The following is a 12,452-nucleotide window of genomic DNA, read 5'->3' on the forward strand; positions in this document are numbered from 1 at the left end:
TTTGTGACCGCCGGGCGCAGAGCCCGGTAACCCCCTACCGCTCTACTAAAATTCCCCCACTAGCGTACCAACTGGTGCACGCAAGGATCTGCGTGCAAACGACCTGTCGCGCCACCGCGCCCTGTCGTCACTACGAATCATCAAAAAGAAACGTACCAGGGACGGAATCATGTGGTATCCCCGCGCGGGTCGTGCGTTTGACGCCGGCGCCTCAAGGCTTTTCTCACTGGCTCTGCCAGTAATTCTGACATCGCTGGCACCCGCCAGCACCAGCGCCCAGGTGGTGCTGAGTAGTGGCGATGATCACTACACGCTCAACCACACCAGCCTCGCGCGCCGCAGCCTCAATGGCGCGCTCAATACGACGTTCGACGGTGGCAGCGGCCACGACACCCTGACGATCCAGGGAGTCAGCCTGAGTAATCCGGCGCGGCTGCGACACTGGGAAACCATTTCGCTGGAACAGGGCACACAGCTGATACTGGATACCAACCTGGTGCTGGGCGACGAGGATCGTCGCGCCAGCCACGTTGAAATCAGCACCGACAGCACCCTGCTACTCCCCTACTACAGCGCGGGGTTGGTCACCAGCGGCGGTCAGCCCCTGAGTGTGATGAACCGCGGGCTGATCGACATGCGCGGCAAAACTGCCAACCGCCTCCTGATCCAGGGCGACTATTTCGGCGGTAGCAGCAGCACCATCCGCATGGACCTGGTGGCCGGCGGCGACGACAGCCTCTCCGACCGCGTGATCATCGACGGCGGCCACGCCAGTGGCAGCACCCAGCTGACCTTCAACCGGCTCGCCGGCAGCGGCGCCAATACCGTGGGCGGCATACTCGTCGTAGAAGCCCGCAACGGCGGCAGCACATCGGCCGGGGCCTTCTACATGCCCCAGTCCGTTTCCGCCGGCCCCTACGAGTACTACCTGTTTCGCGGCAACGGCGATCTGCAGAACGACGACAACTGGTATCTGCGCTCGACCCTGCAAGCCGGTGACACGCCCGCCACCAGCCCTATGGCCGACATGCGCAGAATGGACAACGACAACATCGCGGCCTTCGGTACATCATCGGGCCTCGTGAGCGCCGGCCCTCTGACTGCCACCGAGGCACAAGACGCAAACCTTACGACACCCGGAGGGCTCCTCGCCGCGGCGCCACCAACCGGCAGCGTACCGCTGCCAATTTACCGGCCCGAGGTCCCCCTCTACGCCCAGGCAAAATCCCTCGCCCGCCTCGCCTCCCTGCAGGAAATCGGCAGCTATCACAAACGCAGAGGAGAGCAGCGCAGCTGGTTCGATGGCACCAATAAGGACTGGATGCGCGTGCATCACATGAGCGCCGATTACAACTGGAGCGGCGACATCAGTAACCGCTTCGACGGCAGCATCAGCGGCTTCCAGGTGGGCACCAATCTCTGGTCCGGCCCCACCTGCACCGGCGGCGCGCGGGAGCACGGTATCTTTGTCGGCAGCACCCGCGCCAGCGGCGACGTCACCGGTTTCGCCCGGGGCTTTCGCGACTACGACGCCGGACACAACCAGCTCAGCAGCTACCATCTGGGCTACTACTTTAATGACTACCGCCCCGACATGGGCTACTTCGATATCACCGCCAAAGTGGCCTACCTGGAGCTGGAGAGCGAATCTTCCCGCGGTATCGGCGACACCATTACCGGCCCACAGCTCACCATCTCCGTGGAAAAAGGCTTCACCTGGCAGGCCTCGGAACAGATCAACGTCGAGCCGCAGTTACAGGCGGTGGTTAATTACAGCAATCTCAGCGCCTACCACGACGAGATCTCCTGGGTAGAACCCGATATGACCCCGGAAGCCAACTTCCGCGCCGGTCTGCGCGCCTACAATACGGACAGCCAGTGGTTAAATGGCAACCTGCGCCTCTACCTGTTCGGCAACGTCTGGCACACGCTAAGCGGGAACGACCAGCTGCTGTTCGACCTGAACCTGCAGACCAACCTGGAACGGGAAGCAACCTGGGGAGAATTTGGCGGTGGTGTTGTGCTGCTGGAGAGCAAATTAGGCAGCGCGTTTTTTAATCTGGGCTACCAGCGCTCCCTCGACAACCTCGACTGGTCGGGCGGCAACGCCAGCCTGGGCTTTAACTGGGCGTGGTAGACGCCGCTGGGCGATGTGCAAAGCGTTGATTTAGCGGAGAAAATCGAGTACTTTCCCAACCCGCTCGCAGGTCCCTGCGAGCGCCAGTGCAGGGCCCGTAGCTCAGTTGGTTAGAGCATCCGACTCATAATCGGCAGGTCCCCAGTTCAAGTCTGGGCGGGCCCACCATTTTTCCTGCACTTCCCTGCTTTCCTGCTCTGCAAAAAACCGGACACACAGATCCATACAGATACGAATTAATCGTCGTATCCGTCGTGGCTGTTTTCCAGCGTATAAAAGGTTGCCTGTACGTAGTCGCTTTCGTCGCCGGTGTTGTTCTGGTTATACACTCCGGCTTTGAAGTACTGGTACTGATCGGGATCGTCGTAACCACTCTCACTCATGTCCACCACCTGTACCACATCGTCTTTGCCATCGCGGGCGATGGTAACGGTGAGAGTGTCGCCTTCCACTTTGATCTCGTAGCTGAAGATCTCGTTCAGGGCGATGCCATCCGCTGGATTAGAGGCGCTGCTGGAGCGGCTGCCGATCATTTCGAACCAGATGTCATCGCCGTCGAGGACCTCATGGGCAATGTAGATGGAACCTTTATTATTTTCGGGTAGTTTTCGGTAGTAGAGACGCAGAGGCTCGTCGTCGTTGGCGTGAATCTGTCCCACGATGACCCGGCCGACCTGGCCGCTGTCGCCCGTGGTGGTCACGTGATTGACCGCAAGTGTTGCCCGCAGTACACCGTCTACACCGCCGGCGGCTTCCTGTGCAGATTCTGGGGCAGAGCCAAATACCCAGTTGTTTTTGTTGACGCCCTGGGTGTCGATATCGGTATCACCGCGGCGCAACATTTCTCGCAACTCGGTACGGGTATAGGAGGTGTTGGTAGAGGTTTTGTAACCGCCGATAGGGCAACGGAAAACCATGCCGCCGTCTTCGCCGGTATAGAAATAATTACTGTTGCCATAGCCGCTGTTCAGTTCATCCTCTTTGATGGAATCGGCTTTGCCATTTCCGTCGTCGTCACTGGGTACACTCAGGTACCAGTCGGCCAGATCAAAATTACTGGACGGAGGCAGGTGTGGATCGAGCTCGCTGCCAGAGCCTGAGCTGCTGCCAGAACTCGAGCTGCTGCTGGAGCCAGTGGAACCTCCCCCAGAGCTACTGGAGCTTGAACTTGAGCTGGAAGAGCTCGACGAGGACGAGGACGAGGACGAGGACGAGGAACTCGATGATGAGCTGCTGCCTGCATCTGGCTCGGGGCTGCGGTCAGATTCATCGCTGCAGCCGGAGATAGCCAAGCTGAAAGTAACTGCGCAAAGGAAGGGCTTCGAAAATTCGAGAAGTTTCCCAAATACCATGCTTGAAATACCTCATTGATTTAAAAACAAAAAACCCGGAGCGGCAGAAAATTGTACTGACACCGCTCCGGGAAGCTTCCGCTGGGCGACCCTTCAAAACGACTTCTTGGGGGTTGGGTCACCCGCATCACGCGCTGGCGAGAGTTTTAGTCGTGGGATTGCTCCAGTGCATAGAAGGTGACTTCTACGTAGTCGCTACCACTACCGGTATTGTTCTGGTTGTAAACACCGGCTTTGAAGTACTGGTACTGGTCAGCATCGTCGTAGCCACTATTGGACATGTCCACTTCCTCCACCACATCGTCCTTGCCATCGCGCATGATGGTGACGGTGAGGGTGTTGCCCACAACCTTGACTTCGTAGCTCCAGATTTCATCCAGCGCAATGCCGTCAGAGGGATTGGAGGCACTGCTGGAGCGGCTGCCGATCATTTCATACCAGGTGTCGCTGCCACCGTTGGGCTCGTGGGCAATGTAGATGGAGCCTTTACTGTTACCCGGCAGTTTCCGGTAGTACAGGCGCAGGGGCTCATCATCATTGGCGTGGATCTGGCCTACGATTACCCGCCCAACCTGGCCGCTATCACCGGTGGTCGTAACATGGTTTACCGCGAGTGTCGCACGCAGCACACCGTCAACGCCGCCTGCGGCGTCCCGTGCGGAGGACGGTGCAGAGCCAAACACCCAGTTGTTTTCATTTACTCCCTGAGTAGCGACACTGGTATCACCGCGACGCAGCATTTCGCGCAGCTCGGTGCGGGTATAGGAAGTGCCAGACGAGGTCTTATAGCCTTCGATAGGGCAGCGGAACACCATGCCGCCGTCGTCGCCAGTATAGAAATAGCTGCTGTTCTGATAGCCGCTATTCAGTTCGTCTTCTTTAATGGAATCGGCCTTGCCGTCGCCATTGTTGTCGCTCGGAACGCTCAGGTACCAGGCGCTCAGGTCGAAGTTGCTAGAAGGTGGCAGATACGGATCCAGGTTGCCACCGGAGCTGGATGAACCACCGCTGGAGCCGCTGCCGGAGCCACCGGAACTGCTGCTGGAGCTACTGCTTGAGCTGGACGACCCACCGGAGCTCGAGCCGCTACCACCATTGCTGCAACCGATCACATCGGCTTCCACAATGCTGTTCCAGTTATTGGCGCTGTTGCCACTACCGGTAATGCGTACGTAGCGCGCGCTGGTATCAGCCACATCGTAGCTTTCCAGATCGGCACTGGCGCCGCTGGACTGCCCACCACTCAGCACGACGGTCCAATTGCTGTTATCGGTGGATGTCTCAACGCTGAAAAAGCTCGCGCGCTGATCGCCCTTAAACCAGGCAATGTCCACACCTTCAACGGTTTGTTCACTGCCCAGGTCCAGAGTGATCCACTTGATACCTTGGGAGGACCAGCGGGAATCATCGGCCAGGCTGCCATCGAGGACATTACCTGGGCCGTGACCGTCGTTGCTGCCGTCATCCGACGCGGACGCAATTGACAGATTGCTGCCAGAATTACAGACGCCGCCTCCTGAACTGGAAGAACTGCTGGACGAACTACTGGACGAACTACTGGACGATCCACCGGAACTGCCCGAACCAGCCCCCAGGTCCTGCAGGTTGAAAGAATCAAAACGGCCTTCGTCGCCATTGTAGGCGCCGAAAACTGTAATACTGCTGGCGCTACCTGAGTTAAATTCTACCTGCAACTGATCCCAGTCACCGTCGCTGACGCTGGTATCGAAGGTACTTCCATTAACCACGGCACCAATGGTGCCGGCGCCGTCCACATGGGCGGTGAGGCGGTAATTGGTATTGGCGCTGACGGAAACCTGCTGTTCCATCTTACCGCCACTACCTGAAATTTTTGCAGCTTTGCTGCCGCTTTCGGCGACGCCGGAAATCGCTGACGGATCGGTATCCTCCCAGCTATCCCAGTCGCTTTCGAAACCGGGGTTTTGTATGGATGCGCTGGCACTGGCCATACACATCGACATTGCTGCTGCGCAGCTTATCTTCATCGCTAAAGATGTTTTACCTGTTGTTTTTGTTTTAGGTTTCATTAGACCCTCTTTATTTTTTTGTAGGGTTTTATAGGGCACTGCAAATACAGTGTGCCGTTTCTCTCGAATGCATCGCCCATGGCGAAGCCGCGGGAACTACCTGACGGCATCCCAACTTCTTAACAAGTTTCAAGAAAAAGATCTGCTCGAAAATGAGCAGAAGGCCGGCGGCATTGTGCCGCCGGCCTTCAGGGTAGGATCAGAACTTCGCGCGCACACCCAATACGAAGCGGCGGTCATTTTCCATGATCTGGAATGCAGAGCCGTTAGTACCGGTGTTGATGGTCGGTTCGCCGGTCAGGTTAGTGACGTTACCGATAACAGTAATGTTGTCGGTGACCTCATAGCTGGCCGAGAGATCCAGTTGTGCCAGGTCTTCGCGGTAGTCGTTACCCAGAGTTGGGTCTTCCTCTTGCGAGGCTCCCGCCAGTACCAGTTCACCCAGTGGCAGTACGCGCTTGGTTTCTTCGTTGTCGAGGAAACGGTCGCGGAAGGTGTATGCCAGGCGGATACCAAGGCCTTCGTACTCGTAGTACAGCTGAGTGTTGAAGGTATTTTTGGAGATATCTTCCAGCGGCGTACCATCGGGGTTTTCGCTGTCCGCGTAGGTGTAGTTAGCACTGATACCCAGACCAGACCAGCGGCCCGGCAGGAAATCGAACGCCTGCTGGTAACCCAGTTCCAGACCCTGGATTTTGCCGTTTTCACCGTTGGTGATGAAGTCGGTCAGAATACCCATCTCGGAGATCGGGGTGTTTTCGTTGGCGTACTGGATACCGTTCGCTTGCCACAGACAGATTTTGTCGTAGTCAGAGACGTTGGTTTGAGTGCTGACAACATCTGGCTGGTTTTCACACTCGTAGGTGCGCGTCAGGAAAGATTCCACGTCCTTGAAGAACAAGGTAGCGGAAACCATGTTGTTGTCCCAGTAGTGCTCAGCCGCGATATCGTACTGGGTTGCACGGTAGGGCTCGAGGTCCGGGTTACCGCGGCTGGCGGCGATATACGCATCACGATAGGCGTATGCCGGGCTCAACTCGTTAAAGTCTGCACGACGCATGACCTTGGCCGCAGCAAAACGCAGCTGGGTATCATCGGTCAGACCCCAGGTCACGTTCAGGCTTGGCAGGAAGTCGTCGTAGCTGCTGCTGTCAGAAACGATCTCGCCTTCCTGATAAGCGCTGGAGCTGATATCGGTAGCCACATAACGGCCGCCGACAATCGCGCGCACATCACCGAAGTTCAGCTCGGCCTGCAGGTAGGCTGCGGAGGTGTCTTCGTTGACCTCGGAGTAACCGCCTTCCTGATATTCCAGGTTGTCCGCGAGGCTGCCATTGATTGCCATGTTACTACCGGCGAGCAGTTGCTTGACGATATCGAAGGTTGCCGATTGGTTCTGCAGCAGTTTGGCATCGTAAGCAGTGAATTTCGCCAGGTCATAGGCGCCAGCGCGACCGGAGTGCTCAAAGGCATCGCCACTGAAGTCGTAATTGGTCATGGCCTGCGGGTATTGGCCGACAATGTCTTCCATCCAGATGATGTCCGGATTTCCGTCCGCATCGGTCAGATCTTGGAAGATGTTGGTAATACGGAATTGTTCACGGCTCTGCTCAAAGTCACGGGTGGTGACACGCACACCGGATTTAACCGCAGATACCCAGCCCAGACCGAAGGGCTCGGTATATTCCACATCAAAGCGGAAAGCGTCTTCGTTGTTCTTGATGTAAGTGCGGGTGTCTTCGTAGCGACGGAACGCCTGGTTTTGCTGATCGGTAAATACATAACCATCGGCAAAATCGACCACCGGTGCGCCGCTGTCATTACCTTTATAGGTTACCGGGACCAGCCATTTGTTTTCACCCTCGGCTCCCTGCCCCTCGAGTGAGCGGTCGATACCACGGAAGCGGAATTCGGAGAAGGGAGTGTAGCTGTCAGCGCTGGCGGTAGAGTATTCACCGCTGACGCTCAGCTGCTCGGTGAAGTTCCATTCACCACCAAAGGCGTGACTGAAAGAGTCACTGTGACGGAAGCTGGAGCCGGTTGTCAGCAAAGGCTGAACTTCGTCGTACGTGAAGTTCTGCAGCTGACCGTTGCCGTCTTCGTAGGTTTCACCCGGGATCACGGTGGGATCATCGAGGATGTGCAGCAAGGAGAATGTTTCCTGGCCGCCGGAGCGCTCAACGGAATTCAGGTCCAGGTAGAACTGGCCCTGTTCGGACGCTGGTGCCCACTGGAATGCCAGGTTGATCGCGGTGCGTTCGCGATCTTCGGTACGCGGATTGTAAGTATGCTCACGGGCATACACATAGTTGCCGCTCGGTGTATTCTGCGCAGGCCCCATGCCCTCAACCGGACCCACCTGCAGCTGAACCAGAGATTCATCACGACGCAGGGTACGATCCTGATACGCCAGCGAGGCGATCACACCAAAGGTACCGGCATCGCCAAGATCCCAGTTGTTGCCAACACCGGAACTGATGATCGGCGCCCAGTTTTCTGCCTTATCGGCATACTCACCCTGTACAGATACGGCTGCCAGCGGCGCATTCAGATCCAGCGGACGCGCCATTTTCAGACTGATGGTACCGCCGAGTGCGCCTTCGGTCATTTCCGCAGTCGGGGATTTGATAACTTCCACTTTCTGCAGGAAGGCAGCGGGGAAGTCCTGGAAGTCGATACCGCTACGGCTGTCGCCGAGGACGGAGCGGCCGTTTACTTCCACGCGGTTTTGTGTGAGACCTCGAATAGATACACCGGAACCCACACCAAAATCACGGTTAATGGAAACACCAGTAACACGCTGCAGTGCTTCGGCGATGTTGTTGTCGGGTAGTTTACCAATATCTTCCGCTACGACGGCGTCGACAATACGGCCGTCATCGCGCTTGGCATCAGCGGCAGCTTCCAGACTGGCGCGGATACCCGTCACTGAAACTTCTTCCAGTGCGGCGGAGTCGTCGGCCTGTGCGAAAGTCATGGGGGCGAATGCCATAGCGGAGGCGGATAGCATCAGCACGCTGAGGTCCCTCAGTGCGCTCTGCTTATCGAACTTCTTGAACTTCTTATAGTTATCCATGTATCAATTTCCTCTCATTGTAAGAACGATTTATTTTTATTAGCTCGCAGCATCGTGAGTTAAACCAATTACAGAAAACCTGTCAACAACATTGGTCAACCGTATTGGTAAGATGGATCAAGGGATTTCAGGGATAACCTGTTGTTTTTTCTTATTATTTTAGTGAAAACTCTGGCGTGAGATATTTTCAATTTATTTTACGGGATGTGATTCACCACTAGCCACAACCAAGGGGTAATACACATTGGTATGATGGCTTGTGGTCACCAGAGGGAAACCTGGCGCGAGTTCAGTTTTTCCGGGCAATAAAAAAGCGACCGCTGTGGTCGCTTTTTTATTGCCCGGACAATGTCAGACGGAGGCGGCTTCGCAGCCTTCTGGCATGGCGCTGCGCGCTATGATGGCACCCCGGTGTTGGATCACCGTGGAGGCCAATCTGTGCCCTGCCAGGGCCGCTTCTTCCGCACTTCCACCTGCCAGGCGGCAAGCCAGGTAACCGGCATTAAACGAGTCCCCGGCCGCTGTAGTATCGACCGGAGTTACACGCTGTGCCGCCACCCGTTGCGGCTCACGATTAGTGGACGCAACAATGCAGCCTTCAGCCCCCATTTTCAGCACCACTTCACCCACACCCAGATTTTGAATCCGGGCCAGTGCAGCGTCGCCGTCGGGGTCTGCAAACAGAGCCTGCTCGTCTTCCAGCGTCGGCAGAGCGACGTCGGTAAGGCGATACATCTGCTCATAGGCTTTACGCGTCAGGGTTTCGCTCCCCCAGAGCCGCGGCCGGTAATTTCCATCGTAAATAACCTGGCCACCGTTCTGGCGAAACTCCGCCAGAAAATCAAACAGACATTCGCGCCCATAAGGCGAAAGAATGGCGAGTGAAATTCCGGACAGGTAAACCGCGTCAAACGCTTTCAACTGGTCGAACAGCTGACGTGAGGCAGCAGGGTTTTCCAGCAGACGCCGCGCAGGTGCGCGGTCCCGCCAGTAATGGAAGGTGCGTTCACCGCTACTGTCGGTTTCGATCAGGTAAAGCCCGGGCGTTGCGTTTGCCTCGCGCTTCACCAGATCACAGCCGATGCCTTCCGCCTGCCATTGCCGGATCATCCAGTCACTCAGGTGGTCGTCACCCAACGCGGTGACATACTCGACGCTGGAGCCCAACCGGGACATGTAGAGCGCAGTGTTCAACGTGTCACCGCCAAACGACAGGCCCGCGTCCAGGCGGGCGTCGCTGTCGGGACTGCGACAATCGCTGCCCAGGTTCATTTCCAGCATACATTCGCCGATGATTGCGATGCGCTTGTGCATGGTGATCCGCCTTATTACCTCAGTTACTACGCCGATATTCGTTCGATCAGGTGAAGAACAGACCGCCGTTGATATCGATGTTGGTACCGGTAATGAAAGACGCTTCGTCGGAGGCCAGGTAGGCAACCGCATCAGCCACTTCCGGCGCCTTACCTTCACGCTTCAGCGGTGTGGCGTTGGCCACGTTTTCACGCACCGCATCTTTGGTGAAAGTGTCGTGGAAGGTGGTGCTGATCATGCCCGGGCACAGGGAGTTGACGCGGATATTTTGCGGGCCAAGCTCTTTCGCCATAGAACGGGTAAAGGTGATAACAGCACCTTTGGAGGTAGCGTATGCAGAAGCACCGGGGCCACCACCATCACGACCAGCCTGGGAAGCCAGGTTCACAATGGCGCCACCGTCCATGTGCGGAACAACCGCTTTGGTCAGCAGGAAGGTGCTGTTCAGGTTCAGGGCGATGACTTTGTTGAAGAAATCTTCGTCCATTTCCGCGAGCGTTTTGCGCTCAACCAGGCCGCCGGCAACGTTCACCAGAATATCGATGGACTGACCGTAAGCTTCCTGGGCCGCAGCAACAACGCTGTCCACGTCTGCTTTTTTGGTCATGTCGCCTTTGGCGATGATGGCTTCGCCACCAGCCGCTTTGATTTCCGCGAGGGTTTCTTCAGCAGTCTGTGCATTACTGAAGTAATTCACCACGACTTTTGCACCTTCGGCGGCCAGTTTCAGGGAAACGGCTTTACCAATGTCACGTGCCCCACCGCTGACGATGGCTACTTTACCTTGAAGTTTCATATCTACTCCTAACTGTATTTCTTTAGTCCGATAACTTATCGAAGAAATTTTCAAGTTTGATTTAGTTCGCTTCTGCAGCGAGTTGCTTCTTTTCCTGTTTACTACGCACAGGTGCGATGCGTCCCCCAACAAACAGGACGGAGATCAACATCAGCGGCACCAGAGAAGCACCGAGAATGAAGAAGGGTGGGTAATAAGTGCCGTCGTTGGTGATGATCGGAACCATCTGGATGGCAGTAATTACACTGATTACACCAACCGCACCGCTGATACCGGCGAGGCTGGCCACGCTTTTGCCTGAGAAGTAATCACTAGGCAGCGTCTGGATATTGTTGATGGCGGCCTGAAAGCCGAACAGGATAACGGTGATCAATCCCAGTGCAATAGCAGGCGTCGCCGCGACGGTGGTTGCAAGCAAAGCCGGCAGCATGCAGCAACCGCCAAACAGTACGGCAAACTTGCGAGACTTGTTTACGCTCCAGCCAACACTCATCAGCTTGCCAGACAGCCAGCCGCCAAACAGCGCACCGGCTGCGGCGCCACAGTACGGAATCCACGCAGATGCACCGATCGCCTTCACGTCAAAACCGAATTTATCGTTCAGGTAGAGCGGCAACCAGGCCACAAACAACCACCAGATCGGCTCGATGAAGAATCGCGCGGAGATCACGCTCCAGCTCTGACGGTGAGACAGCAGCTCGCGCAGGGTGGGAACATACTCGTCTTCTTCTTTCTCCGGGGCAATCTGACCGGAAAGGATCAGCTCACGCTCTTCAGCGGAAATCCACGGGTGCGCATCAGGACCGCTTTTGTAGATAATCGCCCAGGGCACCAGCCAGATGAAACCGAGCAGAGCGACGACCACAAAGGTGGCCTGCCAGCCGAGAAAGGCGTACAGGAAAGCAACCAGTGGCGGAGCAATAATGCTGCCCGCAGAAGCGCCCGCACCAAAGATACCCTGAGCCAGTGCTCGCTCTTTAGCCGGGAACCACTCGGCGTTGGCCTTGGTGGCGCCAGGCCAGTTGCCCGCCTCACCGAAACCGAGCAACACGCGGAAGATGCTGAAGCTGGCTACAGAAGTTGCCAGCGCATGCAGGGCAATAGAAACCGACCACACCACAATCGACAACATAAAGCCGAGGCGGGTACCGATGGCATCAAACACTCGACCGAAAACGGCCTGACCGATGGCATACGCGACGAGAAACACACTCATGATGTTTGCGTAGTCGTGACTGTCCATGCCGAGATCGTCGGCAATACCTGGCCACATCACCGACAGCGCGGTTCGGTCGATGTAGTTGATGATGGTGGCCAGGGCCACCAGGGACACAATGGTCCAGCGTAAATTCTTCATTATTATTGTCCTGATTGATTTTCCAGAAAGTCTTCCCGGTAGGGACTGAAGGTGTCGAGTAGCACTCCGGCCTTTTTACACACGGCACCGTGTTCCAGATGTGGCGCTATGTAGAAACTATCTCCTGCTTTCAGCAGTTTTTTGCGGCCATCAACCTGCACTTCAAATTCACCGCTCTCCACGTAGCTCACTTGTGTGTGCGGGTGCTTGTGTACATAGCCGATACTGCCCTCCTCAAACCACACACGTACAATCATCAGATTGTCGTCGTGGCCGAGGATCTGCCGCTTGATGCCGTCGCCGAGATCCTCGACTTCAACATCCTGCGCTTGAACAAATGCATCAGTAGCGGGCATTACTTCCTCCGCGTTG

The 12,452-nt window shown here is 56.4% G+C and carries 8 protein-coding genes and 1 tRNA gene; 2 read left to right on the forward strand and 7 right to left on the reverse strand.

Features of this window, described 5'->3' with window-relative positions; genetic code table 11:
* Nucleotides 1-169 precede the first annotated feature (169 nt).
* Nucleotides 170-2,137 carry an autotransporter domain-containing protein gene (locus Q1A74_RS13770; protein ID WP_299597228.1) on the forward strand — a complete coding sequence of 656 codons (1,968 nt, stop codon included), beginning with the start codon at nucleotides 170-172 and terminating at the stop codon, nucleotides 2,135-2,137.
* A gap of 91 nt (nucleotides 2,138-2,228) precedes the next feature.
* A tRNA-Ile gene (locus Q1A74_RS13775) sits at nucleotides 2,229-2,305 on the forward strand.
* 68 nt (nucleotides 2,306-2,373) lie between these two features.
* Here the strand turns inward: Q1A74_RS13775 and Q1A74_RS13780 are convergent.
* The 7 genes from Q1A74_RS13780 to Q1A74_RS13810 all read right to left on the reverse strand — a co-directional run bounded on the left by Q1A74_RS13780 (nucleotide 2,374) and on the right by Q1A74_RS13810 (nucleotide 12,436).
* The gene (locus Q1A74_RS13780) at nucleotides 2,374-3,489 is read right to left on the reverse strand and encodes a polysaccharide lyase family 7 protein (RefSeq protein WP_299597231.1); all 1,116 of its coding nucleotides are present in this window, start codon (nucleotides 3,487-3,489) and stop codon (nucleotides 2,374-2,376) included.
* A 146-nt stretch (nucleotides 3,490-3,635) separates the two neighbouring features.
* The gene (locus tag Q1A74_RS13785; RefSeq protein WP_299597235.1) at nucleotides 3,636-5,471 is read right to left on the reverse strand and encodes a polysaccharide lyase family 7 protein; all 1,836 of its coding nucleotides are present in this window, start codon (nucleotides 5,469-5,471) and stop codon (nucleotides 3,636-3,638) included.
* Between the two features lie 265 nt (nucleotides 5,472-5,736).
* On the reverse strand, nucleotides 5,737-8,613 hold the full coding sequence (locus tag Q1A74_RS13790; RefSeq protein WP_299597237.1) for a TonB-dependent receptor: 2,877 nt from the start codon (nucleotides 8,611-8,613) through the stop codon (nucleotides 5,737-5,739).
* 351 nt (nucleotides 8,614-8,964) lie between these two features.
* Nucleotides 8,965-9,927: a sugar kinase gene (locus Q1A74_RS13795; protein ID WP_299597240.1), complete on the reverse strand. Its 963-nt coding sequence runs from the start codon at nucleotides 9,925-9,927 to the stop codon at nucleotides 8,965-8,967.
* Between the two features lie 46 nt (nucleotides 9,928-9,973).
* Nucleotides 9,974-10,723: an SDR family NAD(P)-dependent oxidoreductase gene (locus tag Q1A74_RS13800; protein ID WP_299597243.1), complete on the reverse strand. Its 750-nt coding sequence runs from the start codon at nucleotides 10,721-10,723 to the stop codon at nucleotides 9,974-9,976.
* Between the two features lie 61 nt (nucleotides 10,724-10,784).
* Nucleotides 10,785-12,080, reverse strand: a complete 1,296-nt coding sequence (locus Q1A74_RS13805) for an MFS transporter (protein ID WP_299597246.1) — start codon at nucleotides 12,078-12,080, stop codon at nucleotides 10,785-10,787.
* 2 nt (nucleotides 12,081-12,082) lie between these two features.
* Entirely contained in the window at nucleotides 12,083-12,436 is a 354-nt protein-coding gene (locus Q1A74_RS13810; protein ID WP_299597248.1) for a cupin domain-containing protein, read from the reverse strand.
* Nucleotides 12,437-12,452: the final 16 nt, after the last annotated feature.

This window comes from uncultured Microbulbifer sp. (assembly GCF_947504145.1).
GTDB lineage: Bacteria > Pseudomonadota > Gammaproteobacteria > Pseudomonadales > Cellvibrionaceae > Microbulbifer.

Excerpts from the sequence above, each read along its gene's own strand:
- Q1A74_RS13770 (WP_299597228.1), top strand. The coding sequence starts at position 170 with ATGTGGTATCCCCGCGCGGGTCGTGCGTTTGACGCCGGCGCCTCAAGG.
- Q1A74_RS13780 (WP_299597231.1), bottom strand. The coding sequence starts at position 3,489 with ATGGTATTTGGGAAACTTCTCGAATTTTCGAAGCCCTTCCTTTGCGCA.
- Q1A74_RS13785 (WP_299597235.1), bottom strand. The coding sequence starts at position 5,471 with ATGTCGATGTGTATGGCCAGTGCCAGCGCATCCATACAAAACCCCGGT.
- Q1A74_RS13790 (WP_299597237.1), bottom strand. The coding sequence starts at position 8,613 with ATGGATAACTATAAGAAGTTCAAGAAGTTCGATAAGCAGAGCGCACTG.
- Q1A74_RS13795 (WP_299597240.1), bottom strand. The coding sequence starts at position 9,927 with ATGCACAAGCGCATCGCAATCATCGGCGAATGTATGCTGGAAATGAAC.
- Q1A74_RS13800 (WP_299597243.1), bottom strand. The coding sequence starts at position 10,723 with ATGAAACTTCAAGGTAAAGTAGCCATCGTCAGCGGTGGGGCACGTGAC.
- Q1A74_RS13805 (WP_299597246.1), bottom strand. The coding sequence starts at position 12,080 with ATGAAGAATTTACGCTGGACCATTGTGTCCCTGGTGGCCCTGGCCACC.
- Q1A74_RS13810 (WP_299597248.1), bottom strand. The coding sequence starts at position 12,436 with ATGCCCGCTACTGATGCATTTGTTCAAGCGCAGGATGTTGAAGTCGAG.